General features: G+C 62.7%; 25 protein-coding genes. 11 read left to right on the forward strand and 14 right to left on the reverse strand.

Annotated elements, in window-relative coordinates:
• Window positions 1-190 precede the first annotated feature (190 nt).
• Entirely contained in the window at window positions 191-802 is a 612-nt protein-coding gene (locus CRP40_RS08675; protein ID WP_027915551.1) for an FMN-dependent NADH-azoreductase, read from the reverse strand.
• A 131-nt stretch (window positions 803-933) separates the two neighbouring features.
• Between CRP40_RS08675 and CRP40_RS08680 the strand changes: the two genes are divergently transcribed.
• Window positions 934-1,836: a LysR substrate-binding domain-containing protein gene (locus tag CRP40_RS08680; protein ID WP_027915550.1), complete on the forward strand. Its 903-nt coding sequence runs from the start codon at window positions 934-936 to the stop codon at window positions 1,834-1,836.
• Window positions 1,837-1,911: 75 nt separating this feature from the next.
• Here the strand turns inward: CRP40_RS08680 and CRP40_RS08685 are convergent, their stop codons facing one another.
• Together CRP40_RS08685 and CRP40_RS08690 are read right to left on the reverse strand one after the other, a co-directional pair.
• A complete protein-coding gene (locus tag CRP40_RS08685) occupies window positions 1,912-2,325 on the reverse strand; it encodes a DUF1294 domain-containing protein (RefSeq protein WP_027915549.1) in 414 nt (137 codons plus the stop codon).
• The gene (locus CRP40_RS08690; RefSeq protein WP_027915548.1) at window positions 2,318-3,148 is read right to left on the reverse strand and encodes an undecaprenyl-diphosphate phosphatase; all 831 of its coding nucleotides are present in this window, start codon (window positions 3,146-3,148) and stop codon (window positions 2,318-2,320) included. Before CRP40_RS08690 ends, CRP40_RS08685 begins: the two co-directional genes overlap by 8 nt.
• Window positions 3,149-3,445: 297 nt before the next feature.
• On the opposite strand from CRP40_RS08690, the gene CRP40_RS08695 reads away from it, so the two are divergent.
• The 10 genes from CRP40_RS08695 (at window position 3,446) to CRP40_RS08740 (ending at window position 14,300) form a co-directional block, all read left to right on the forward strand.
• Window positions 3,446-5,080, forward strand: coding sequence for a methyl-accepting chemotaxis protein (locus CRP40_RS08695; protein ID WP_027915547.1), 1,635 nt, complete (start codon window positions 3,446-3,448; stop codon window positions 5,078-5,080).
• Window positions 5,081-5,192: 112 nt separating this feature from the next.
• The gene (gene pnuC, locus CRP40_RS08700; protein ID WP_027915546.1) at window positions 5,193-5,759 is read left to right on the forward strand and encodes a nicotinamide riboside transporter PnuC; all 567 of its coding nucleotides are present in this window, start codon (window positions 5,193-5,195) and stop codon (window positions 5,757-5,759) included.
• Window positions 5,756-6,310 carry an AAA family ATPase gene (locus CRP40_RS08705; protein WP_027915545.1) on the forward strand — a complete coding sequence of 185 codons (555 nt, stop codon included), beginning with the start codon at window positions 5,756-5,758 and terminating at the stop codon, window positions 6,308-6,310. The genes pnuC and CRP40_RS08705 overlap by 4 nt, the downstream gene beginning before the upstream one ends.
• A 299-nt stretch (window positions 6,311-6,609) precedes the next feature.
• Window positions 6,610-7,044 carry a hypothetical protein gene (locus CRP40_RS08710; protein WP_027915544.1) on the forward strand — a complete coding sequence of 145 codons (435 nt, stop codon included), beginning with the start codon at window positions 6,610-6,612 and terminating at the stop codon, window positions 7,042-7,044.
• A gap of 1 nt (window position 7,045) precedes the next feature.
• Window positions 7,046-7,624: a hypothetical protein gene (locus tag CRP40_RS08715; RefSeq protein WP_027915543.1), complete on the forward strand. Its 579-nt coding sequence runs from the start codon at window positions 7,046-7,048 to the stop codon at window positions 7,622-7,624.
• A gap of 49 nt (window positions 7,625-7,673) precedes the next feature.
• Complete coding sequence (locus CRP40_RS08720) at window positions 7,674-9,092, forward strand: hypothetical protein (RefSeq protein ID WP_027915542.1); 1,419 nt, start codon at window positions 7,674-7,676, stop codon at window positions 9,090-9,092.
• A gap of 61 nt (window positions 9,093-9,153) precedes the next feature.
• Window positions 9,154-9,834, forward strand: a complete 681-nt coding sequence (locus tag CRP40_RS08725) for a C39 family peptidase (protein WP_027915541.1) — start codon at window positions 9,154-9,156, stop codon at window positions 9,832-9,834.
• Between the two features lie 45 nt (window positions 9,835-9,879).
• A complete protein-coding gene (locus tag CRP40_RS08730) occupies window positions 9,880-10,638 on the forward strand; it encodes a hypothetical protein (protein ID WP_027915540.1) in 759 nt (252 codons plus the stop codon).
• 45 nt (window positions 10,639-10,683) lie between these two features.
• Window positions 10,684-11,964, forward strand: coding sequence for a hypothetical protein (locus tag CRP40_RS08735; RefSeq protein WP_027915539.1), 1,281 nt, complete (start codon window positions 10,684-10,686; stop codon window positions 11,962-11,964).
• Window positions 11,965-12,098: 134 nt separating this feature from the next.
• Window positions 12,099-14,300 (forward strand): LTA synthase family protein, encoded by a 2,202-nt coding sequence (locus CRP40_RS08740; protein ID WP_027915538.1) that lies wholly within the window; start codon window positions 12,099-12,101, stop codon window positions 14,298-14,300.
• A gap of 68 nt (window positions 14,301-14,368) precedes the next feature.
• On the opposite strand, the gene ureG is transcribed toward CRP40_RS08740, so the two are convergent.
• The 11 genes from ureG to CRP40_RS08795 all read right to left on the reverse strand — a co-directional run bounded on the left by ureG (window position 14,369) and on the right by CRP40_RS08795 (window position 25,269).
• Window positions 14,369-14,992, reverse strand: coding sequence for an urease accessory protein UreG (gene ureG, locus CRP40_RS08745; protein ID WP_027915537.1), 624 nt, complete (start codon window positions 14,990-14,992; stop codon window positions 14,369-14,371).
• A gap of 11 nt (window positions 14,993-15,003) precedes the next feature.
• Window positions 15,004-15,678, reverse strand: a complete 675-nt coding sequence (locus tag CRP40_RS08750) for an urease accessory UreF family protein (protein ID WP_027915536.1) — start codon at window positions 15,676-15,678, stop codon at window positions 15,004-15,006.
• The gene (locus CRP40_RS08755; RefSeq protein ID WP_027915535.1) at window positions 15,678-16,223 is read right to left on the reverse strand and encodes a HupE/UreJ family protein; all 546 of its coding nucleotides are present in this window, start codon (window positions 16,221-16,223) and stop codon (window positions 15,678-15,680) included. Before CRP40_RS08755 ends, CRP40_RS08750 begins: the two co-directional genes overlap by 1 nt.
• A 17-nt stretch (window positions 16,224-16,240) precedes the next feature.
• Window positions 16,241-16,726 (reverse strand): urease accessory protein UreE, encoded by a 486-nt coding sequence (gene ureE, locus CRP40_RS08760; protein WP_027915534.1) that lies wholly within the window; start codon window positions 16,724-16,726, stop codon window positions 16,241-16,243.
• A 10-nt stretch (window positions 16,727-16,736) separates the two neighbouring features.
• The gene (gene ureC / locus CRP40_RS08765) at window positions 16,737-18,440 is read right to left on the reverse strand and encodes an urease subunit alpha (protein WP_027915533.1); all 1,704 of its coding nucleotides are present in this window, start codon (window positions 18,438-18,440) and stop codon (window positions 16,737-16,739) included.
• Complete coding sequence (locus CRP40_RS08770; protein WP_027915532.1) at window positions 18,437-18,754, reverse strand: urease subunit beta; 318 nt, start codon at window positions 18,752-18,754, stop codon at window positions 18,437-18,439. Before CRP40_RS08770 ends, ureC begins: the two co-directional genes overlap by 4 nt.
• 19 nt (window positions 18,755-18,773) lie before the next feature.
• Window positions 18,774-19,076 (reverse strand): urease subunit gamma, encoded by a 303-nt coding sequence (locus CRP40_RS08775; RefSeq protein ID WP_003253929.1) that lies wholly within the window; start codon window positions 19,074-19,076, stop codon window positions 18,774-18,776.
• 11 nt (window positions 19,077-19,087) lie between these two features.
• Entirely contained in the window at window positions 19,088-19,921 is an 834-nt protein-coding gene (locus tag CRP40_RS08780) for an urease accessory protein UreD (RefSeq protein ID WP_027915531.1), read from the reverse strand.
• Between the two features lie 282 nt (window positions 19,922-20,203).
• A complete protein-coding gene (locus CRP40_RS08785) occupies window positions 20,204-21,118 on the reverse strand; it encodes a tyrosine-type recombinase/integrase (protein WP_027915530.1) in 915 nt (304 codons plus the stop codon).
• Window positions 21,119-21,361: 243 nt separating this feature from the next.
• Window positions 21,362-23,623 (reverse strand): ATP-dependent DNA helicase, encoded by a 2,262-nt coding sequence (locus CRP40_RS08790; protein ID WP_027915529.1) that lies wholly within the window; start codon window positions 23,621-23,623, stop codon window positions 21,362-21,364.
• Entirely contained in the window at window positions 23,620-25,269 is a 1,650-nt protein-coding gene (locus tag CRP40_RS08795) for a VRR-NUC domain-containing protein (RefSeq protein WP_027915528.1), read from the reverse strand. Before CRP40_RS08795 ends, CRP40_RS08790 begins: the two co-directional genes overlap by 4 nt.
• Between the last annotated feature and the right edge of the window lie 71 nt (window positions 25,270-25,340).

Here is a 25,340-nt window from a genome sequence, read left to right on the forward strand (position 1 = left end):
CGGCTTCCTTCTTCAGCGCTTATACATATTTCGTTACAGCATAAGGCTATTCCTCGATGACCCACCATTACAGTTGAGCCCCAGCGTTGCGTAACAGTAGGCTGTGTCGCCGTTAGCGGAATGCTGTGGCCGCGCATGAAAAAGGGCCGCCTAGGCGACCCTCAACTTGCGCTAAGGTGAACCCCCGCCGTCACGCAACGGCGAACAGATCGTTCTCGATGTGCGCCTGTGCAGCGGTTATCGCTTGGGTACGCTGCTCCGGACCATAAGCCAGGCCGTGAGCCCGAACCACGTGCAGGTCGGTAATGCCGATGAAGCCCAGGAACACCTTGAGGAAGTCTTCATGGCCTACCCCGGTAGGTTGATCGGCGTGCACACCACCTGCCGTGGAAACCAGCACCACTTTCTTGTCACCGCACAAGCCTTCCGGGCCAGCTTCGGTGTAACGGAAGGTCTTGCCGGCGACGGCGATGCGGTCGATCCACGCCTTGAGTTGGGTCGGCACGCTAAAGTTGTACATCGGTGCGCCAATGACCACCGCATCGGCGGCCAGGAACTCTTCGAGGGTCTCGGCACTGAGCTTGGCCTCGAAGGCCTGGGCTGCATCGCGCAGCTCTTCACCCGTGCCGGCAGCCATCAGGGTAGCGGCCGAGAAATGAGCGATGGCATCGGCTGCCAGGTCGCGATAGACCACTTCGACGTTTGGCTCAGCGGCCTGCCAAGCGGCTACGACCTCACGGCTCAGTTGGCGCGAGGCCGAGTTGTCACCCAGGATGCTCGAATCGATGTGCAGCAGTTTCATGAGGTGCTCCTGCGAAAAGGGGTTGAAGCGGGAGATGTTTGATGGGAACGATGTTACCTAAGCGAGTAATGGATGATAAGTGCCCCCAATCGCGTTAGTTTGTCCTATCCCTGGAACAATGAGCATTGCCCATGCAGGATTTGAACGATCTGTTCTACTTTGCCCGCGTCGTCGAAGCAGGCGGCTTCGCCGCCGCCGGACGCCAACTGGGCATTCCGAAATCAAGGTTGTCCCGTCGAATCGCCGAACTGGAAGAACGCTTAGGGATGCGCCTGCTACAGCGCACTACACGCCAGGTGAAACTGACCGCCGTGGGCGAGCGCTACCTGCATCACTGCCAGGCCATGCTTCTCGAAGCCGAGGCTGCCGAGGAAGCGGTAGCCAGCATGAGCAGTGAACCGCGCGGCAGGCTACGCGTATCCTGCCCGGTGGCCTTGGGTCATGCGTTCTTGCCGGACGTGGTGACCCAGTTTTTGCGGCAATATCCGCTCGTACAACTGGACCTGGTCTTGCTCAACCGTCGGGTGGACCTGATCTCCGAAGGTATAGATGTAGCGCTACGTGTGCGTGACCTGGGCGATGAGGACCCTACGCTGGTGACCCGGCGACTTTGTCAGGCACAGATGCAACTGGTTGCCGCGCCTGGTTTTGCCCCACAGGTACGCGAGCCTGAGCAGCTAGCCGACCTGCCGGTGCTCGGCGCACCCGAAGCCGACCGCCTGGTACACCTGAGGCTGCAAGGGCCTGGGGGCCAGCTGCGCGCCTTGGCGCTCGAACCCAGGCTGTCAGTGGACGATTTCGTGGTACGTAATGCAGCTGTACGCGCGGGCCTGGGCTTCACCGCCCTGCCCAGCCTGTTTTGTGAAGAGCAGCTGCAGCGTGGAGAACTTGTCAGGCTGCTCCCGGACTGGTCCTTGCCAGGCGGCTACCTGCAAGCGGTATACCCTCACAGACGCGGTGTCACGCCTGCGGTGCGCGTATGGATCGATCATTTGGCCGCCTCATTCGAAACGTGCGGGGAACGCTATGTCTGACAGGTCACTGAGCAAATACAGGAGTGGCCGGGAAATGTATTAAGCGCGCTCGCTCCCGTGTGTGATAAAGCGGTTTCACGCCAATGCCGCAGCTCGCCCCTGGAAGAACAGCCAATACGCCCAGGCGGCCTGGTGCACGACCACGATGGCCCAGAAGGTAACCTGGTAAGGCACCTTGCGTGTCTTGTGCCTGAACAACTGCTGCGCCAGCAGAGCGCCAGGCCAGCCACCGAACAGTTCTGTACCGTGCAACAGCTTCTCCGGGATGCGCCGCGCCTGGGTGCGGGCCTGGGCCTTGTCGTGCCAGTAGAGCAACACGCTGACCAGGCTCACCACCGGGTACACCACCAGCGGCCACCACGCCTGCGCGTCGTAGGCCAGGCACGCTACACCCAACACCGGCAGCACACACAGCAGCCCCAGCAGCCCCCCCTTGAACCGGGCGTTGCGTATCTGCGCGGGGCGCTGGCGATCTGGCTGCTCAACCATGGGCAACGGTCCAGTCGACCCAGCCGAACAGCCAGCTGGCCAGAATCAGCATGCCGAAGACGATCCGATACCAGGCAAAGGCTGCATAACTGTGGTTGGCGATGAACTTCAACAGGCCGCGTACGGCGATCATCGCGAAGATGAACGAGGTCACGAAGCCCAGCGCAAAGACCGGTAGATCATCGGGCTGGAACAGATGACGGTACTTGTAGCCCGAGTACACGGCAGCCCCCACCATCGTCGGCATCGCCAGAAAGAAGGAAAACTCCGTCGCAGCAGTACGCGACAGGCCAAACAGCAGGCCACCGATGATGGTCGAGCCGGAGCGCGAAGTACCAGGAATCATGGCCAGGCACTGCACAAAACCGATTTTCAGCGCATGGCTCCAGCGCATCTCATCGACATGCGTCACCTCAACCGCGTGTTGCCGTCGCTCGGCCCAGAGCATGATCACCCCACCCAGCACCAGCGCAGCCGCCACGGTGACCGCGTTGAACAGGTACTCATGAATCAGGTCGGCGAACAATACACCCAATACCAGCGCTGGCAGAAAGGCCAATAGCAGGTTACCGGTGAAGCGCTGCGCCCTGCGCTGATTGGGCAACCCGCGGACCACGTCGATTATCTTGCCGCGAAACTCCCACATCACGGCCAGGATGGCGGCCAGCTGAATGATGATGTTGAAGGCCATCGCCCGCTCACCTGTGAACCCGATGAGGTCGGCGACGATGATCTGGTGGCCGGTACTGGAAATCGGCAGGAACTCCGTCAGCCCTTCCACCACGCCCAGTATGATTGCCTGAAAGGCCGTCCAAAAATCCATCATCCCCCCGATGGAGCCTGCTCGTGGCAAGCTCCTTGTTCTTGATTTGCCTGAATATTGCCGCACGCGGCCCGGCTGTTTTACAGCGTCTGTTGGTCGCAAAGCCAGTGGAAAAGTTCACGGTTACTAAAGGTTTCATGTTGCGCCGCCGAAATGCTGGCAGAACCCCTTTGCACTGTCATGACGTTGCAGGCAACAAACTCCACGACACATGGCACTTAGCCATTGGTCGAGTGGGTCCATGGCCACAGGCGTGCTTGGATGCAGGTGAAAACAAGAACAAATGGAGCATGTGCAATGAAGACGCTTAGATCGATGTCGATCAGCAGCCGCTTGTGGCTGATCCTGGTAGTGGCGATAGCCATGCTGTTGGCGCTTGGTCTGCTGATGCTGCGCCAGATCCACGGCGACTTGTACCAGGCCAAGGCTGAGAAAACCCGGCATGTGGTGGAAACGGCCACAGGTGTATTGGTGCATTTCCAACAGCTGGAGGCCGCCGGCACGTTGAGCCGCGACGCGGCCCAGCAACAAGCCCTGCAGGTGGTGAGGGCGCTGCGCTATGACCATGACGACTACTTCTGGATCAACGACCTGACCCCGCGCATGATCATGCATCCGGCCAATCCCAAGCTCGATGGCCAGGACCTGTCGGGCATCCGCGATCCGGATGGTTTTGCGATATTCAACGAAATGGCCGCGCTGGGGCGCCAGCAGGGGGCAGGGCCTGTGAATTACCGCTGGCCCAAGCCCGGGGCTAGCGAACCTGTTGCCAAGACGTCCTTCATCCAGCTGTTCAAGCCCTGGGGCTGGATCATCGGCTCTGGCGTCTACGTGGACGACGTACAGGCCGAGTTCGCTCGACAGCTGCGTGACGCTTCGCTGCTGGGCGTGGTGATCGCGCTGCTGATGGGCCTGATGGTCTGGGTCATCGCACGCAGCATTGCCCGCCCGCTGCAGGAAGCCGTGCAGGCCATGGGCAATATCGCCAGCGGCGAAAGCGACCTGACCCGGCGGCTGGATACCCACGGGCGTGATGAACTCAGCCAGCTGGGCGAGCACTTCAACCGCTTCAACGGCAAGCTGCAAGGGGTGATCGGACAACTGCAAGGGGCGGCGCATGCGCTGGCCAGATCGGCCGACCATGTAGGCGACAACGCCGGTGCGGCGCAACAGCAAAGCGCGCAGCAATCACTGCAGATGGACCAGGTGGCAACGGCCGTGAACGAGGTGACCTACGCCGTGCAGGATGTTGCCAAGACCGCCGAGCAGGCCGCCGGGGAGATGCACACCGCTCAGCAACAGGTCGCGCAGGGGCAGCAGGCGATCCATGGCAGCCTGGCTCAGATCGACCGGTTGTCCATGACCATCGAACAGGCAGTGCAGGTGATCCGCGATCTGGCCGGGCACAGTACCCGCATTGGCGGCGTACTGGACGTGATCCGCTCGATTGCAGAACAGACCAACCTGCTGGCCCTCAATGCGGCGATCGAAGCGGCTCGCGCAGGCGAGCAAGGCCGGGGTTTTGCCGTGGTAGCCGATGAAGTGCGCCTGCTGGCGCAGCGCACGGCCCAGTCCACCGCCGAGATCCACACCATGATCGAACACTTGCAGAGCCAGTCCGATGCCGCCGTCAAGGCGATCGACACCAGCAGCGAGGCCTCACGACAAACTGTCACGCAAGCCCGTGAAGCAGGCGCCAGCCTCGATGCGATCAACCAGGCCCTGCACACCCTGACAGCGTTGAATGCTTCCATTGCCAGCGCCACCCTGCAGCAATCCCACGTAGTGGAAGACATCAACCGCAACGTGCTGGACACGGCAGGCCTTTCCCAGCAGGCGGCCGATGCGGCGCGTCAGTCCAGTGAAGCCGGCGTGGCGCTGGGCCGGCTCAGCCAGGACCTGGAACAACTGCTGCGCCAGTTCAAGGTCTGAAGCCGACAGCGGCTCAGGGCTGCAAGACGGCCCTGATGCCGGCAACGCCCTACACCTTCCTTGAGCTAACCGCTACAATCGCGCCCCCCGCTCAATTCTCCAAGGATCGCCGATGTCCGGCCTTGAACTCATCGCCGCCGTCCTCGGCGTCATCGCTGTGTGGCTCACGGTCAAGCAGAACGCCTGGTGCTGGCCCATTGGCCTGATCATGGTGCTGATCTATGCCTGGCTCTTTTACGAGGTCAAGCTCTATTCGGGCATGCTGCTTCAAGTTGCCTATGCGCTGTTGCAAGTGTATGGCTGGTGGCAGTGGAAGCGCCCTGAACGCCAAGATGCGGCACGCCAGGTATCGAGCTTGCGACCCGGCGCGCTGCTCACCCACCTGTGCCTGGGCGTGCTGCTCAGCGCAGCATTAGGTGCTGCCATGGCCACCTGGACCGATGCCGCCCTGCCCTGGCTGGACGCCAGCCTGACCGGCTTCAGCCTGGTGGCGCAGTGGTGGATGGCGCAAAAGCGCTTGCAATGCTGGCCCCTGTGGGCCGTGGTGGACATCATCTATGTCGGGCAGTACCTGCACCAGCACTTGTACTTCACCGCAGCGCTGTTTGCGGTGCTTACCCTCATCGCCCTGCGCGGATGGCTGGAGTGGTACCGGGACCCAGCGTTGGTGAAGGCATGAGCGCTGTGACGAGCACTCAGGTGGTGGTGCTGTGCGGCCCCGAATCCAGTGGCAAGAGCTGGTTGAGCGGCCAGATCCAGGCGCGTTTCGGTGGGCTGGTAGTGGGTGAGTACGTGCGTCACTTCATCGACCAGCACTGCCGCGACACGTGCTACGCCGACATCCCCAGCATCGCCCGTGGGCAATTGGCCTGGGAAGACGCTGCACGCGCAAGCTCGCCGTCGCTGCTGATTCTGGATACTCATCTGCTCAGCAATATGCTCTGGAGTCAGACCTTGTTCGGCGATTGCCCACCTTGGCTGGAGCAGGCTCTGCTCGATCGTCACTACGACCTGCACTTGCTGCTTAGCCCTGAGGGCGTGCCCTGGGTTGCCGATGGTCAGCGCACCCAGCCGGATGTGCGAGAGCGCCAGCAGTTTTTCGGGGCGAGCCTGCACTGGTTGCAAGACCACGATCAGCCTTACCGCATCATCGAAGGCGACTGGGCAACACGGCAGGCCCTGGCGCTGGAGCTGGTCGCTTCAATGCTGCGTCGCTCGGCCCCGGTGTAAAGCCCCTGACACACCCCCGCCGCAGCCAACCCTGCAAGCATGCGGCTTACGCCGTGAAGTGCGGTAAGTGTCACGCCACCGAAACACTGCCTGCCACTGTGATCAAACCCTCTCCCAGAGGTGACCGCTCGGTCACCGGTATCTGCTCGTTGTATCAGCCCTGACACAACGCAGGCCTGCACGACGGCCTTTATCACGCTAACCCCCTGAAATACCGCGACTTCTCAAAAGCGGCACGGCTCCTGCTCTTGCTAGCGCAACGCTGAACAAGGCCAGCGGCTGAAGAAGGAACCGCCGTCGTGAGGAACATCGACAAACGCCTGGGTTACCTGTTGCTGCTGGGGTGCGTGGTCAGCTCGCTCAGCGCAACCACCCAAGCCGACAATGGCACCATCGTCATTACCCGCGACGTGCAGACACGCAATGCCGTGATTCCCCCACTGCGCCCGGACCCCACACCTACCACCGTCAATGCCAACCCGGTCAATCATGTGCTGCGCCAGACCAACGAGTTGAGTGACGGCGACTTCGCCAGCATCAGCAGCGGCTCAGGCATCAACGCCATGATCACCCAGCAGACCGACCACCTGGGCGGCAACCTCGGCCACCAGACCCAATTGCCCAACCTGGCAGGCGGACGTGGATCAGGCTCGGGCAACGGGATCTCCAACATGGTCAATTCGAGCGTGCAGAAAGGCCTCGCGCCCCTGCAGATCCTGACGGGGGGCAAATGACATGAAGCCTGCCCTGCTCGTAATCACCCTGCTGTGCAGCGCGTCCGCCATCGCCCAGCCACCGGCTGCCGTCAGCAACAACGCCACCATCGACGACGCCGGCCGTGCCTATCAGGGCAACATGACGGTCAACCAGGCTGCCGGAGACCTGCAGCAGCAGGCCAACGCCCGGGCGTTCGCCCTGGGCCACGGCGCCAGTGCCACGACACAGATCCGGCAGCGGCTCAATACACCTCCGGACGCTGCCATGGATACCCAGGCCAATATTGGCGGCGCCGCGTTCAGCCACGGCAATGGCGCGCTTGGTGTCAACCAGAGCGCCGGTGCAGGCACCCAGCAGGCCAACGCCCTGCGCATCAGCGTGGGTATACAACCGCAAAGCATCGACGACAGCGTCCTCCTGCAACAGAACGTGACGCTGCTCAACACCTTTGACTCAGCTACTACCTCGACGGGTCATCGCCAGGTCACCACCAGTGACCAAGCGTTCACCGGTGGCCGTGGCGTGGTTCAGCTGAATCAGAGTGCCGGGGTGGGAAACCGCATGGCCAACACCTTGAGCATACGGGTCGCCGACTGACCGTTTGAGTCATGAACGACACTTAACCTTTAGAGTACGGAGAATCACCATGAAACCTTCGATGGCACTCAAGCCTCTGGTTTTCGCAATTGCTGCGGTCATGGCCGTTGCTGTACAAGCCGATCAGAACCGTCGCAGCTACAACGGCAACAGCACCACCTGGCTGCCCATCTCGGCCAAGGCCGATGCGCTGGACACCCAGCGTAGCACCGGCAACACCATCACCAACCAGGGCACCGTCAACGAAGCTGAAATGAGCAGCTCGGCAACCGGTGCCAGTGGCAACGTGGGTGTCAACGTGGCGTCTGGTAACGGCAACCAGCAGGGCAACGCGTCGGCCATCGCCAATGCCGCTGCCGACTCTACCCTGGACAACAGTTTCGTCTTCGGCACCGCCGAAGCCAACGCTGACGTCAGCCAGTACAGCAACAACAATCGTGTCGACAACTGGTCGACCCAGTCTTCGGCAGTGATGAGCGGCTCTGGCGAAGGCAGCTCGGGTAACGTGGGCATCAACATTGCCGGCGGCGACCTGAACCAGCAGAAAAACAGCATGGCCATCGCCAATACCAACGCCGGTATCGGCAATGCCACGGCTACGGCCAAGGCCGATCAGAACGGCCCAGGGCTTGTGGTCAACAACGGGGCCGACCGCACGTACCGCGTCGATACCCTGACCTTCACCACCTCGGCCACCGGTTCCAGCTCGCGTGAAGGTACGCTGAACTCTACCGATGACCGCAGTGCCTCGTCCAGCTTCAACCTGGCGGGTTCGCAAAGTGCCAGCTCCAGCGGCTCCAGCGGTTGGAATTCAAGTGGTTCGAGTGCCAATAACGCCAGCGGCTCCAACAGTGCCAGTGCCAGTGGTTCCAACAGCTGGGGCATGAACGGTTCGGCAAGCGGCAGCGCCAGCGCCTCGAGCAGCGCCAGCCTGAGTGCCAGCCTGGCAGCGGCTGCCGATGCCACGCGTACCCTGACCCTGACCAACGGCGATCGCGAGCGCACCCGCACCAGCAGCGTAGACGGTTCGCTCAATGCATCCCTGGATGCTTCGGTGAACACCTCGCAGCAAAGTGCATACGACTCTTCGTTCGAAAAAGCCTTCGACTCCAACTACGACAAGTCGCGCGAGTCGTCCTATAACCATTCGCGGGACTCGTCGTACACCAAGTCGCATGACTCTTCCTACGAGAACGCTTCGGCTTCGGCGTATGAAAAGTCTGGCGAAACCTCCAGTCAGTCCTCCAACGACGTCGCCAAGAGCTACAGCGAAAGCAGCGCTTACGACTTGAGCAATACCGTGTCCTTCCAAGTGCTGACCCCGACCGGCTGGGCCAACCCTGTGACCAACACTGCAACCCTTAGCGGTTCGGTCAATGGCGGCAGCGGCAACCTGGGCGTGAACGTGGCGGCCGGTGTGGGCAACCAGCAGAGCAACTCGCTGGCCATCTCCAACACCTCGTTCTGATGCCAGACCCCAAGGCCCCCTTTTTGGGGGCCTATCTCCAACGCACCCAAAGGCGTCGATCATGCGTGTATTCGCCCTGGCGTTCCTGCTGTGCCTGGCCAGCATGGGTCAAGCAGCCCAGATGCCGCTGTCGGTCCTGCCTGGCGGCGCGGTGGTGTTCAAGCCCATCCAGAGCATGCGCGAACGCAAGTTCGCCGACTTGGTGCAACAGAAGACCGATTTCAGCTGCGGCGCCGCCGCGCTGGCAACCATCCTGCGTCAGGCCTACTGGCTGGACGTGGACGAACACCAGATCATCGAGGGCATGCTCACCCATGCCGACCAGAACCTGGTCCGCACCCAGGGGTTTTCGATGCTCGACATGAAGCGCTATGTGGAAAGCCTGGGCATGCGCGCCCGGGGTTACCGAGTGGCGCCCGAGACACTGAACAGCGTTCGAATCCCAGTGGTGGTGCTGATGGACATCCGCGGCTACAAGCACTTTGTGGTCATGCAGAAGGTCGACCGGGGCTGGGTCTACATCGGCGATCCGGTGCTGGGGCACAAGCGTTACAGAACCGAGGACTTCCTAAAGGGCTGGAACGGCATCATCTTCGCGGTGATCGGCCAGGGCTACGACAAGCAAAACGCCCTGCTCGACCCTCCGCTGCCGCTGACGGCCAAAGGCCGCCTGGACGGCTTCACGCCGGTCAAGGATGCCGATCTGCTGGACTACGGCTTCATTCGAAGCGATTTCTTCTAACGCCTCTTCCAAGAACAAGGTGCACGATGCGCCGGGGAGCATTGCATGAAGACCCCTATCTGGTTGGTTCTGGCCTGCATGACGGCCAGCCTGCCTATCCACGCCGAAGTGCTGCACCCTATCGAGCTCAAGGACCAGGAACTGGCGAGCTTGCGCGGACGCTACGTGATGCCGGGTCGAATCGTGAGTTTCGGCATCGTCATGAGCAGCACCTGGCAGAACGCGCGCGGTGAAGTGATAGGCGCCAGCAGCACCTTGCAGGTGCAGCAGGCCACGATCAAGCCGCAATTCTACGTCTCGTTGATCGATGAGCGCGGCGCGCCGACGGCCCAGGGAAGTGCCCAGCCGGTTGCCCAGGGCAGCGGTACGGTGAGCGGCGGTGCCGGGCTTGGTACTACGCAGGGGGTGACCCAAGTGGTCCGCGCGGCCGGCGACGACAACAGTGCCTACAACAATGTGAACGTCAATGTGACCAAAGCCGACCAGGCTCCCACGGTGCAGCCCCATGGGCAGGTATTGGCCGCCGGACAGACGCTGATGGCCGAGAACGGCGCCGGCGCGCTGAGCGTGTCGTCCACAGGCGTAGGCGTGCAAATGAACATAGATGCCCACGGCAATCAGGGCAACAGCGTGCAGCGTCTGGCCCAAGGCGGGTTGATGCAGAACACCACCGTGCTCGGCAATGGCAACCTGGTGAACAACGTCACCTCTCTGAACGTGGTCATGCGCCAGAACCTGCCAACCGCCGCTTCGCTAAATGGCAGCCTGGACCAGCTCAAAGGGCTTCGCTCTGTCGGATACTGATCTACGCTCAGTCTCATCACAGCAGTCGGAAGGGACGGCATCTTCATGCAACGATCGTTAGCACTCAAAGCGGTTGTGTGTTTGACAACCTTGGCACCCGCCACATCGCTATACGCCGCTGTAGATCCGCAAGTCGAAGCACTCAAACAGGAACTGACCGAACTCAAGCGCCGCTACGAAGCCCAGCAGCAGGCGCTGATGGTGCTGGAGCAGCGGGTTCGCCAGGTCGAAGAAACCCCGGCAGCCCCCCCGCCCAAACGCCTGGTGCGATCGCCCAGCGAACGGGTCAAGGGGGGCCAGACCGTCGCTGCCGGGGCGCCTGGGACCACCGGCGCCTCGTATGGGCAGGCGCTGGCCGCAGACTCCGAGCCTGCGCAGAGCGTCTCCAACTTGTACGACGAGGCCAGCGGGTTCTTCGGGGGTGGCAAGTTCAGCCTCGAAACCGGCTTGACCTATACCCACTACGACACCCGCGCCCTGACCCTCAACGGCTTCCTGGCGCTGGATTCGATCTTCCTGGGCAATATCAACCTGGACCGTATCAAGGCCGATAACTGGACCCTGGACCTGACGGCACGCTACAACCTGGACCAGCGTTGGCAGTTTGACATCAACGTCCCGGTCATCTACCGCGAGTCCACCTATTCGTCTGGCGGCGCTGGAGGGGCCGGGCCGAGCACCTCGGACGCCACGGTCACGCGCGACCCGGAAATCGGCGATATCAACGTAGGTGTCGCCTACAAGTTCCTGGACGAATCCGAGACCTGGCCAGATGCCGTAGCCACCTTGCGGGTCAAGGCGCCGACCGGCAAGGACCCCTACGGGATCAAGCTGCGCGAAGTGGCGGGCAACGACAACCTTTCGGTGCCTGAGAGCCTGCCGACCGGCAACGGGGTCTGGTCCATCACGCCGGGTATCTCCCTGGTCAAGACGTTCGACCCGGCCGTGCTGTTCGGCAGCTTGTCCTACACGTACAACCTGGAAGACTCCTTCAGCGACATCAGCCCGCAGGTCAACAGCAAGGTACCCGGTGACGTGAAGCTGGGCGACTCGTGGCAAATCGGTGCGGGCATTGCCTTCGCGCTGAACGAGAAGATGAGCATGTCGTTCTCGGTCTCCGACCAGTTCGGACGCAAGAGCAAGATCAAGCCCGACGGTGGTGACTGGCAATCGGTCTCCAACAGCGACTACAACGCGGCCAACTTCAACGTCGGCATGACGTTTGCGGCGACCAACAACCTTACGATCGTGCCCAATCTGTCCATCGGGCTGACCGATGATGCGCCCGACTTCTCGTTCAGTCTGAAATTCCCCTACTACTTCTGATGATCGACGCACCGGGCCCGCTTACGCGGGCCTGGCTTTTGTGTGCCAGCGCTTTGCACGCCCGCTTTGCCCGCCCTTGGCCTGTTATCATCAGCCACAGATTGATGACGATTTAATGGCAAAGGAACGTTTTTGTGAAAAGCCTCTCAGACCCCTCACACAAGCGGCTCGCCGCCTTGGCCGTGTTGGTGCTGGTGCTACCCTTGGGCGCACGTGCCGCGTTGGGCTGGTCCAACCCGCTTGGCTATCTCTCCGACCTGGCCCTGGGCGGCGCGCTGTTACTGCTTTTGCATCGTCGGCCCTGGTGGCTGGCGCTGCCGGTGCTGCTGGCGTGGGCCCTGCTTTGGGTCGCCTCGGCCGAACTGGTGAGCGCGGTGGGACGGTTGCCCACCAGCGCAGACCTCGCCTACCTGGTCGACCCGCAGTTCATGGAAAACTCCACCGGGGGCGGCCTGGCCCACGGCTGGCTGGCTTGGTCCATGGGTGCCGGGCTGCTGGCCTGGTTGGCCTGGGCATGGAAGACCCGTCGCCAGCCTGGCCGGCCGTTACCACGCAAGGCGTGGGTAGCGGTACTGGCCTTGTTCGGCGTGCATTGGGCCAGTCAACACCTGGCACCCTCCGATGCCGAGCAATGGCGCCAATACAACCTGGGCCATCAGCTCGCCTCTGCGGCGGTGGGCGATGTGCAGCGCCAAGTGCAACGCTGGAGCGGCCAGGTGACGCCGTTCACCCCCCTGCCCAGCGCCGGCCTTACCCAATCAGACCTCAACGGCCAACGCTTGCTCGATGGCCCAGGCAGTGCGCGCAACCTGCTGGTCATCACGGTCGAGGGCATCCCCGGTGCCTACCTGCGTCCCAATCGCGAGGCGCTGCACAGCCGCTTCGACGAAGACTTGATGCCGCGCTTGAGCCAGTGGGCTACGCGGGGCATGAATACCCCGGACTATGTCCTACACAGCCACCAGACCATACGCGGGCTGTATGCAATGCTCTGCGGCGACTACGACAAACTGGCCAACGGCACGCCCAAAGGCGTGGAGTTGTTGACCCAGGCCGAGCGCAACCAGGCCTGCCTGCCGGCGCAGTTGCGCCAGGCTGGTTTTACCACCCATTACCTGCAAGGCGCTGGGCTGCGTTTCATGGCCAAGGACCGCATCATGCCCCACGTAGGTTTTGATTCGGTACATGGCGTGGAGTGGTTCGGCAACCGCAATTACCTGGACTTCCCATGGGGCAAGGATGACCGAGCCTTTTTCGAAGGCGCGCTGGATTACGTCGGGCAACTGCGCAAGCAAGACCAACCGTGGATGCTCACCCTGCTCACCGTCGGCACCCATCAGCCCTACTCCGCCCCTGCCGATTACCTGGCGCGCTTCGACACCCCCAAGCAGGCCGCCGTGGCCTATCTGGACGACGCCTTGGGCGCTTTCTTGGACAACCTGGAGCGCCAGGGCGTGCTCAAGGATACCTTGGTGGTGGTCACCTCGGATGAATCCCACGGCATCGATGGGGTGCGCTTGGCTTCTTCCTGGGGCTTCAACCTGACCCTCGCACCCGATCAGGCCCAGTTGCCTCACCTCAAGGGCGGTACCTACGGGCACGTCGACCTGGCCACTTCGCTGCTCGACTATTTCGCGCTGCCCATCCCGCTGGCCCTTGGCGGGCGGTCGATGTATCGAGACTACGACACCGGCCGCGAAATGATCTCGTTCACCAATGGCATGCTCCGCTACCACGACGGCAAGGGCGTGTTTACCGAGTGCGATTTCCAGCAGCGCTGTCGCCGTTACGCCAGTGAAGGGTTCATTGCCGATCGGGCCCGCTACCTGGACCAGGGCGACAATGCGCTGGGGCAGCAAATAGGTGCATTGGCCGGCGTACTGGACCAATCGCTGATGCAAAGCCCCCTCAATCTGCGCTATCAATTTGGCGGGCCCTCACCCATCCAGCTCAGCAAGCGCATCCATGACGACTGGGCCGATAACCTGATCGGCGCGCAGTACCTGGAGATGCCCGAAGGCTCGCGCACGCGTGTCAGGGTCAAGGTGCGTGCGCTGGACGCCCGGCACGCCGCTTACATCCAGCTCAAGGCCAAGCAACTGGAGCAGGATGTGCCGCTAGGCTTGCCGGAGGAAGTCAGGGTCACCGCCGACGAACCGTTGGAGATGGAGTTCGGGTTCGACAACCCAGTGGAACGCAAGGCCTTCTCGTTCCACCTTCTGGGTTATGGGGGTGGGCAGGTCGAGGTGAGTGACTTCAGCGTCATCACTGCATTGCCTGGCGAGGCGGATTTTCAGGAGGAACTGACGCCGGAGCACGTTGCGCACTCAGGCTGATGCGCTGCCTGGTCTTGTCTACCCAGCCTGGCGTACGGCCCAGGCTGGGGGTTGCACATCAAGCGGAGTCAGGTCCGCACGCCGAGCATGCCTCGCTCGATGATGAAGTCGATCACCGCCTGCAACCCCTCCCCTTTTTTCAGGTTGCTGAACGTCCAGGGCCGCTCGGGCCGCATCCGTTGGGTGTCACGCTCCATTACTTCGAGTGAAGCCCCAACGTACGGTGCCAGGTCGGTCTTGTTGATGACCAGGAAGTCCGACTTGGTGATGCCGGGTCCGCCCTTGCGCGGAATCTTCTCCCCTTCGGCGACGTCGATCACGTAGATGGTCAGGTCCGCGAGCTCGGGGCTGAACGTGGCGCTCAGGTTATCGCCGCCACTTTCGACAAAGATGACTTCAAGGTTGCCAAACTTGCGCGCCAGCTCCTCGACGGCTGCGAGGTTCATCGACGCATCTTCACGAATGGCCGTGTGCGGGCAGCCGCCGGTTTCCACGCCCACGATGCGCTCAGGCTCAAGTGCGCCGGCTTCGGTCAGAATACGCTGGTCTTCCTTGGTATAGATGTCGTTGGTCACCACCGCGATCTGGTAATGATCGCGCATGGCCTTGCACAGCGCCTCGAGCAATGCGGTCTTGCCGGAGCCCACAGGGCCACCCACACCGACACGCAGGGGTTGTTGATAGCTTTGCATTCAGGCAGTCCTCAAGAGCGGAACAAACGGGTGTATTGGGTTTCGTGACGCGACGATGCGATGGCCAGCAGCGGCAAGCCGCCGCCAAGCTGGTCGTCGCCAAGGGTCAGTGCATGATCGAATGCGTCGGGCAGGTCGTTGCTGAGCGCATGCAGCAGGGTCTGGGCAGCCTGTTGGCCGAACGGCACCAGCTTGACGCCGGCCATCACCGCCCCTTCGAGCCAGGCGAAGCCGTAGCCCATGGCCAGTTGGCGCAAGGGAATCGCCCAATGCACAGCCAGCCAGGCCATGGCACCGAGCTGGGTGAGCCCTAGGCTGTCACGCCAGGCCGGGACCTGTGCCAGTTGCCAACCGTCGAGCAGGCGCGCCAGCGCGGCCCCGCGCTGTCCCTCTTCCAGGCGCAGCTCTGCGGTTTCGCGATTGGCCAGCAAGAACCGGCACCAGCGGGCGTAAGCCTGGGCATCGCTGGCCAGGCAGGCGTCGTATAGGCGGACAAGCACGGGCCAGTCCAGGCACGCGAGGGTGTCCTGGACCTGTTCGCGTTGCCAGGCTGCAAAGCCAGCCGTGTCCTTGACCCACCCTGCTTCAACTGCCCATTCCAGGCCTTGCGAGTAAGTGAAGCCCCCGACTGGCAAGCCGGGGCTTGCCAGCTGCAACAATCGCAGCAACGCCAGATCGGTGCTCATCAACCGGCCAGCACCAGGGCTGCACCGGCCAACAGCCCACCGCCGAACGCTTTCTGCAGCCGCGCATGACGACGCAGCAGCAGGCCTGCGGCGTAGCCACAGGCCAGTAACAGGCCGCTCACTGCAACGAAACCTGCGCTGAACTGCCAGAACGCGCTAGGCGTCGCCTCCACCCCATGCGCCCAGCCATGGAACAGCGCGAACACCGGCATGGCCAGGGCCAGCAGCAGTTGCCTTGCTGGCAGCAGCATTGCTGCACCAGCCACCACCAGCGAGCCAGCAATCAGGGTTTCCATGCCCAGCACATTGCCGAACACGTGCCCCCCTACAGCCCCGGCGAACATCGCCGCCAATGTGGCCAGGGGGAGCAGCAACGTGCGGCCGGTGAGCGCCGCTAACACGCCTGTACCCAGCAGCATCAACAGGTGATCCAGCCCGGTCAGTGGGTGCAACAGCCCGTCCTGTAGCGGGTGGGTATCGTGGCCCGGGTGGGCGAAAGCCGGCAATGCCAGCATCAGCAGCAACAACGCGAACATCTTTTTCATAGGTAGCTCCAACAGGGTCAGGAATGAGCAGGCAGGCGCACGAAGGGATGCCCATGGCCATGGGCATGTGGCGCACTCTGGTAGGCGCCGGCCTCCGGTTCGAAAGGCGCCTGTTCGGCTTCCACTGTCAGGCCCAGGCCACGCAGCATGTCATCGAGCACATGGTCATGCTGAAAGCGCAGCAGGCCAGGCTCGATTTGCAGGGGTACGTGTCGATTCCCCAGGTGATAGGCGGCGCGTGCAAGCAGGTGCGGGTCCGCACAGCGCACGGTCGAGACTGCTTCGGGCGCGGCTTGTACTCGGATCAACTGGCTACCGGTGGCATCTGCCAGCAGTTCTCCGCCGCGCAGCAGGTGACCCCGTTCCAGCATCAAGCCCGCTTCGCGGCCATCGTCCAGGGTTACCCGCAAACGGCTTTTGATGCGGCTGTCCACATCCAGGGTGACAGTGCCGGTTTGGGCATGAGTACCGGGGTCGGTGATACGACGGGTAAGGACTAGCATCGGAACTCCTTCAGAACAGGAAATAGCGCTGCGCCAGCGGCAGCTCGGTGGCCGGTTCGCATACCAGCAGTTCACCGTCGGCCCTGACCTGATAGGTCTGGGCGTCGACTTCGATCACCGGTTGCAGGGTGTTGTGGATCATGTCGGCCTTGCGCACCCGTCGGCAGCCGTGGGCCACCCCGATCAGGCTGCGCAGGTTCAATGCCTGGTGCAGGCCGTCGTCCATTGCGGCCTGTGGCAGGAAGGTCATGCGTGTGGCATGGCGGGCCGCGCCCAGGGCGCCGAACATCGGCCGGTAGTGCACCGGTTGCGGCGTTGGAATCGAGCCGTTGACGTCGCCCATGGGCGCAGTGACGATCATGCCGCCCTTGATCACCAACGCGGGCTTGACCGCGAAAAACGCCGGTGACCACAACACCAGGTCTGCCAGTTTGCCCGCCTCGACCGAGCCGACCTCATGGGCGATCCCGTGGGTGACTGCAGGGTTGAGGGTGTACTTGGCGATATAGCGCTTGACCCGGAAGTTATCGCTGTAGGCCGTATCAGGCGCCAGGGGTCCGCGACGCTTTTTCATCTGGTGCGCCACCTGCCAGGTGCGTAGCACGACTTCCCCGACCCGGCCCATGGCCTGGGAATCGGAAGACGTCATGGCGAAGGCGCCCATGTCATGCAGGATATCCTCGGCCGCAATGGTCTCGCGCCGGATACGCGACTCGGCGAAGGCGACGTCTTCTGCAATGCTCGGGTCCAAGTGGTGGCAGACCATCAGCATGTCCAGGTGCTCATCCACGGTATTGACCGTGTAGGGCAAGGTCGGGTTGGTCGAGGACGGCAGTACATTGGGCTGCCCCGCTGCCCGGATGATGTCGGGCGCATGCCCCCCGCCAGCCCCTTCGGTATGAAAGGTGTGGATGGTGCGCTCGCCAATGGCGGCCAGGGTGTCTTCGATGCAGCCGGACTCGTTGAGGGTGTCGGTATGGATAGCCACTTGGATGTCCATCTCCTCGGCCACCCCCAGGCAACAGTCGATGGCCGCGGGGGTCGACCCCCAATCCTCGTGCAGCTTGAGCCCCACAGCCCCGGCGGCGATCTGCTCGCGCAGCGCCTCTGGCCGCGAAGCATTGCCTTTGCCCAGCAACCCGATGTTGATGGGCAGGCTGTCAGCTGCCTGGAGCATACGCGCCAGGTACCAGGGGCCTGGTGTGCAGGTGGTGGCATTGGTGCCGGTGGCAGGTCCGGTACCGCCGCCAATGAAGGTCGTGACGCCGCTGTTCAAGGCTTCATCCACCTGCTGTGGGCAGATGAAATGGATGTGCGAATCGATGCCGCCGGCGGTGACGATCTTGCCTTCGGCCGCAATCACCTCGGTGCCGGGGCCGATTGGCAAGGTGACGCCTGGCTGCACGTCAGGGTTGCCGGCCTTGCCAATGCCTGCAATGCGGCCCTGCTTGATGCCAATGTCAGCTTTGACGATGCCCCAGTGGTCGATGATCAGCGCATTGGTAAGGACCAGATCCATGGCCTCGGCGGCCAGCATCTGCCCTTGGCCCATGCCGTCGCGGATGACCTTGCCGCCGCCGAACTTCACTTCTTCACCGTACAGGGTGTAATCCTTTTCGACGGCCACCCACAGCTCGGTGTCAGCCAGGCGTACCCGGTCCCCCACCGTGGGCCCGAACATGTCGGCATAAGCCTGGCGAGACAGTCGGCTCATGCTTCACCCTCCAGAGGCCCCATGACCTTGCCCTGGAACCCGTACACCTCACGCTTGCCGGCGTAGGCGACCAATTGCACGGTACGAGCCTGGCCGGGTTCGAAACGCACGGCGGTACCTGCCGGAATGTCCAGGCGAAACCCGCGGGTAGGGCCACGCTCGAAAACCAGGGCCGCGTTGACCTCGTAGAAATGGTAATGCGACCCGACCTGCACGGGGCGGTCGCCGTGGTTGGCAACGCTCACGCTGACGGTGGCACGGCCGCTGTTGAGCTCGATGTCGCCGAGGGCGACCTGGATTTCACCTGGAATCATCAGGGGCTCCGGTGGGGTTTCAGACAATGGGGTCATGCACCGTCACAAGCTTGGTGCCATCGGGAAACGTTGCTTCTACCTGCACGTCGTGCAGCATCTCGGCGATGCCGGGCATGACCTGCTCGCGGGTCAGCACCTCACGGCCGAGGCTCATCAGCTCGGCGACCGTTCGCCCGTCGCGTGCTCCTTCGAGCACCGCCGCGCTGATCAGCGCCACCGCCTCCGGGTAATTGAGCTTCAGGCCACGGGCCAGGCGCCGTTCGGCCAGCAATGCGGCGGTGAACAGCAGCAGTTTGTCTTTCTCTCTAGGGGTCAGCTCCATCGGTACTCTCTTCAGGTGGCCCAGATGCGTGGCGGGCAGGCGGACAGCCCCAGGACGGCCGGACGCAGCACTTGCCACAGGCGTTGCAGGGTGTGTTGCAGGCGTTGGTTATCGTGATCGAGCAGGCGAATCACCAGCAGCGAGCCGAGCAACGTCGCGCCTGCCGGGATACCTAGCCCATCCAGTTGCGGGCGTACGGCCTCGAGGGTGTCTTGATTGGCGGGCGCAGCGCAGAAGGTTGACAGCAACGGATGACCGCCGAGCTTCTCCAGGCGTCCACCGCGCACCCGCAAGCGTTCGTGCAAGCCGATTTCGTCTGCCTGCTCAATGTTCAGCAGGCTGTCGAGCGCGCCTTGCTCGAAGCGCTCCTGCATGACCGGCCTGCCCAGGCACAGGGTTTCCCAGGCCAGCAGTCGAGCACCTGCTTCGAGGGTGAAGCGGCTCTCGAGCGTTGCCTTGGCACCATTGAAAAAAATGCTGTCCTGCGGCAGCCACTCCAGTGTGCTGTCCGCTGCTAGGCGAAAGCGCTGGGTCAGGCGCGCCGTCGGCCCCACGCTGCGGTAGAACTTGCTCGCCCCCGGCATGGTGAGCAGTGCGTGGCTACCGGGTTCCAGGCTGATGTCCAACTCCAACCGGTCACCGGCAACGATGCCGCCTGGCGGATGCAGGACATAGACATGGCATGGCGCACCTTCTGGATAGAATGGCCGTTGCACCAAAAGAGGTCCGAAATGCCGGCGCGCACCAAGGCGGGTCACACCCTCACGTAGGACGAAACGCAATTGCAGATGAGCGCTCCACCCGCTCGGGTCATCCAATGTATTCAGCGGCTCTGCGAGCATCATCCTGCAGCCCTTGTAATGCGTGGCCTGGTAGCCGTTGGGAGGGCATTGGGCGGGAACGGCTGCCCGCCCCTGCCTGACCACTCGATCAATATTCTCGAAGTGGACTTAGCAGGGAATGGGCCAATTCAGTGGATCAGTCACAGACGCTGATATCAGACAGCTGCGCCCGCATCGGGCAGCCCGATATCGCGTGCACTAGGCAGGGGCAACCACGAGCGCTATTGAGGTGCTCGTGGCCATGGGCGTAGGGTCTGCCATCCTCAGGACAAAGGATGGGCGTGTTCAGTAGTCGAAGCGGTCCACAGCACGCCGACGTTCATTGTCATCGCGCCGGTCATAGATGGCAGTGGTCTGGATGTTGGCGTGGTGCGCCAGCTTCTGAGCGATGGACAGGTCGTGCTCTTCGATGACCCGCGTGATGAAGGCCCGACGAAAATCGTGCGGCATGATCTTCACGCCTACCTGCGTGCCGCGTTGGCGGGCAATGTAGTAGATCGCATGCTTGGTGATCCGGGCCCGGGTGATGTGGTTGCCCCGCCGGATACGGTTGAACAGAAACGGATCGTCCTCGGCGCCGGCAGGCAAGTCAGCGCGCCGCAGGTCAAGCCAGGCCTGCAGTTTCTCGAAGGCCCAGGGCGGGGCGTACTTGATCAGCTGGTGATTGCCCTTGCCCACCACCTGCAAACTGCGGGCCTCGAAATCCACCTGGTTCAGATCGATGTCCACCGATTCCGACTTGCGCATGCCAGTGCCGTACAACAAGGCAATGATGGCGGCGTCACGAACCCCCTGCGGGCGCGGGTCAGCGGCGCACACATCCATCAGTTCACGAATCAGGCTGCGCCGCAGGTTGCGACCAGGCGGTAGTCGCGAGCCAGTGGCAGGTTTGACTTCGCGCATGCGCAGCAGGTGCTCGTGGTCGATCAGGCCCTGTCGCCAGGCCTCGTTCATGACGCCGCGAATGGCATTGACATACAGTGACGAGCTGTTGGGCGCAAAACCATCACTGCGAAGCGCGGCGACCAGCCCTATCACATGGCCAGGCTCAAGCTGGTGCCACGGCACATCGACCAGGTTGCAGTCCACGAACCCTAGCCGGTCGGCAGCGTCCTGGAGGATATAGCGCATGGTCTGCTGACTGGAGGGCGCCAGCCGGTCCATGTACTGCAAGAGCGGGTTTTTCGGAAGTTCGGACAAAACATAAATCCTGTAGCAGTGTTGCAGCGCAGGCGGGCGATGAGTGCAGGCTACCCATTCTCAGGCTTTCGAGACAGCGCACGGGCCAGGCCACTGCGAACCTGACACGCTCAACCGCCCTCCAATACAACGGATTGCGGATCGGTGTGGTCGCTGATCTTACCGCAAAGGCTCGACCAGAACGAACGCAGGGCCTCAAAGCCGCCTTTTCATCAGTTGAGGAATCGGGCCCAAGCAGTAGGGTCAGGCAATCGCTGGCGGCCACCAGCCTGGGAACATCTGCTGGACGCGGGGTTCGGCAAAGCGCTCGTCGATGAGCACCAGCACTCCGCGGTCCTGGTCGCCCCGGATGACCCTGCCTGCGGCCTGGATGACCTTGCGCACACCTGGATACAGGTAGGCATAGTCAAACCCGGCGCCGAACTGGCGCCCAAGTCGCTGCTTGAATTGCTCGTTGATCGGGTTGACCTGGGGCAGACCCAAGGTGGCCACGAATGCGCCGATCAAGCGCGTTCCCGGCAGATCGACACCTTCACCGAAGGCCCCGCCCAATACCGCAAACCCTATGCCGCGCCCGCCTTCGACGAATCGGTCCAGGAACGCCTGACGTTCACCCTCGTCCATGCCTGGCGCTTGCGACCAGAGGGGGATCTGCCCGTGCTGGCGCGCCAGCAACTCCGCCACCTGCTGCAGGTATTCGAAGCTGCTGAAGAAGGCAAGGTAGTTACCGGGAAGGCGCTGGTACTGCTGCGCAATCAGCTCGACGATTGGCGCTAACGAGGCGCTGCGCTGCTGATAACGCGTGGAAACCTGGCTTGCGATGCGCACTTGCAGCTGCTCGGCGCGAAACGGTGCGGCCACCTCGAGCCAGGCGGTGTCCGCCGGCATGCCCAGCAGGTCGTGGTAGAAGCGTCGGGGGCTCAGGGTGGCTGAAAACAGGGTCACGCTGCGGGCCGCCTGCATGCGGGGCGAGAGCAGCCGCGCCGGGTTGACGTTACGCAGGCACAGTGTGGAATAGCGCTTGTTGCGTGGGCCGTTGCGCACACTGATGTCGAACATGAAATGCTCGTCGAACAGTTCAGCCACCCGGTTGAACTGCAACGCACTGAAAAAAAACTGCAGCAGTTGCGGATCGGTATGCGCCGGGGATTGATTCATCTGCTCCTGGATCAGGCTTATGCATTGCTGGAGTGCGCGCAGCAGCGCTTGGGGCAACACGTCACTGGCCTGGTACGGTGCGCGCTGCTCTTTGTGCAGCGCATTCCACTGCCGGTTCAAACGGTCCAGCGCCGTGGTCAGCCCGGCCGGCTTGCGCTGGCGTAACGCCTGCAGCTGGCCCTGATCGAGGCTGGCGCTGTACATGCTGCGGCCTCGATCGACCAGGTTATGAGCCTCGTCCACCAATACGGCGGTACGCCACTGGTTGGCCTGGGCCAGGCCGAAGAGCAAGGCGTGGGCATCGAAATAGTAGTTGTAGTCGGCAATGAGCACATCGACCCAGCGCGCCATTTCCTGCCCCAGGTAATACGGGCATACCTGGTGGGCCAATGCCACTGCGCGCAGGCTGCTGCGGTCGAGCAAGGGCTGGGCAGCGGCGGCTTCGCGTGCAGCGGGGAGCCTGTCGTAGAAGCCCGCCGCCAACGGGCATGACTCCCCATGGCAGGCTTTGTCCGGGTGTTCGCAGGCCTTGTCGCGGGCGATCAACTCCAGCGTGCGCAGGCCGGGCTGGGCCTGGGTGTCGGTCAGTTGACGAAGTGCATCAAGGGCCAGCGCGCGTCCCGGTGTCTTGGCTGTCAGAAAGAACAGCTTGTCCAGTTGCTGCGGCACCATGGCCTTGAGCAGGGGAAACAGCGTTCCCAGGGTCTTGCCGATGCCAGTGCTGGCTTGGGCCATGAGGCAGCGGCCAGTGCTCACGGCCTTGTACAGGGTCTCAGACAGCTGTCGCTGCCCTTGACGAAACTGCGGATAGGGAAAACGCAGCGCCAGTAGCCCTTGGTCGCGCTGCGCAATGCGCCGTTGCTGACCGTGAGCCCAGGCCAGAAACCGCTGGCACTGGTCGTCGAAGAAGGCCTGCAGATCCGTCGCTGTGCAGTGCTGGGTGATCAGCGTCTGCCCATCACTGTCGACGTCCAGGTATACAAGGGCGACATCTAGGGCTGCCAGGCCACGCGCCTGGCACAGCAGCCAGCCATAGACCTTGGCTTGAGCCCAGTGCAATTGGCGATGATTGTCAGGCTGACGAGCCAGGTCACCACGGTGGGTCTTGATTTCTTCGAGGCGGTTGCAGGCCGGGTCATAGCCGTCGGCGCGTCCGCGCACGCGCAAGGTTTCGAACTGACCTTCCAAGGCGATTTCCGATTCATAGCCCGCGCCCCGCCGTGCGACCACGCGCCGATGGCCTTCGATGCCTTCCTGGGCTGTGGGCGACGGCGTGAAGCGCAGGTCCAGGTCACCCACCTTGGCGCTGAACTCACACAACGCCCGTACGGCCACGCTGTAGCTCACGCCGCCTCGCTCCAGCGCACATGGCACACCGCAACCGGCAGGCCGTGCAGGCGGCAGAATTCCAGCCAACGCAGCTGGTTATCCTGCAGGCGATCACCCGGCCCCTTGACCTCCACCATGCGGTAGCTGCCCTGCTCCGGCCAGAACTGAATCAAGTCCGGCATGCCGGTGCGGTTATTGCGGATGTCCTGCAGCAGCCTCAAAAAGCATTGTTTCAAATGAGCGCCCGGCAAGCAGCCCAAGGCTTGGTCCAGCAGGGTTTCATTAAGCATGCCCCAGAACACGAACGGCGATTGCAGACCGCGCTTGGTGGCATAGCAGTCCCGAATGATTTGCCGATGCGTACCGTCGTCCAGCCGGCTCAGGCAACGCTCGAACACGTCGCTGCGCCGATGCTGGAAGTCGCTGTCGTGCAGGTCTTGGGGCGCCGACTGGAACGGGTTGAAGAAGGCCCCTGGAACCGGGGCGAACACAGCCTCCCAGCACAACAGGCCGAACAAGCTGTTGAACAAGGTGTTTTCCACATAGTGCACTTCGCCACCCGACGCAGCCAGGTGCTGTCGCACCGCTTCCTCAACGCCAAGCTCGGCGTGGGCCCTGGGCAGTTCCAGCTCGATCAACTCGACTGGCTTGAGGCGCTGGCGACGCTGAGGTGGCCCGCCAAGCTTGCGCGCCAGGCGCGGCAACATGCGCTCCAGCGCCTGTACCTCGAGCGCATTGGCCGGCGCTGCTGCCAGTTGCAAGGCCAGGGCATGGGCCTGCTCCCAGGACTGCGTGCGTTCCAGTACGCGTACTTGACGAATGCGCGCCTGGGGGTGGGCGCACTGGGCGTACACTGCCATGGCCTGATCCCATTCGCCCCTGCGTTCACACTGCTGGCCCAGCGCGAACAGTAACCGCGCCCGGCGCCTGGCCAGCCATGCATTGCCACTGTGCAAGCCTTGCAGTGTCGCCAGGACCGAAGCGGTATCGGCCCCCTCCTCAAGACGCTCGGCGCACTGGTGCAGCGCTAGCGCCAGGTCAACCTCCGAGCGCTGGTGCAAGGCCCGCGAGTCAGCACTGAACGCTACCTGCTCGAAGCGCAATACACCCAGGTCGGCCAGCACGAAGTCCGACCAGTCTTGATAGAGATTGCCGAAAAACAGCAGCCGGATCCGGTCACAGACCGGCTGTCGGCACCACTGCACGATACGCAGTTCGCTGTGGGCGAACCATTGGCGCAAAGAACGGGGCGCCAGCTCCAATGCTTGCAGCTCGGCCAGCAACTCATGCTTGGCCGCACGCGGCCGGCTGAGCTGCGTTGCGAAACACTGCGCCAGTTCATCCTTGCGCAAGAGCGTGAACAACTGCTCCAGGGTCAAGTGCTCGGGCTCGCACACCCAGCCAAGCCCCATCAAAGGTGCCAGCGCCTGCCCGATATCACCAACCTCGGCATACTGCAGGCGATCATCGCGAAACAGCTCACCCTTGCGCATGACCATGCGCACCATGATCGCCTGTGCAGGTGCGTCGAGCTCGGCGAACGTAGCGATGAACGCCTGCTCGCTCAGATCGAGCAGGTCTGCATAGCGCTGACCCACCCAGCACAGGACCTGGCGGAAGTTATGCAGGTAATACAACGGATCTTCGACAGAATGGGCAATCACGGAAATCGGTCGGACGGCAGCTTTACGGGGTACTGGTTATACATACAGACTAGCGCGTGTGACAAGTGCCG

Source organism: Pseudomonas sp. URMO17WK12:I9 (assembly GCF_900230165.1).
Lineage (GTDB): Bacteria > Pseudomonadota > Gammaproteobacteria > Pseudomonadales > Pseudomonadaceae > Aquipseudomonas > Aquipseudomonas fulva.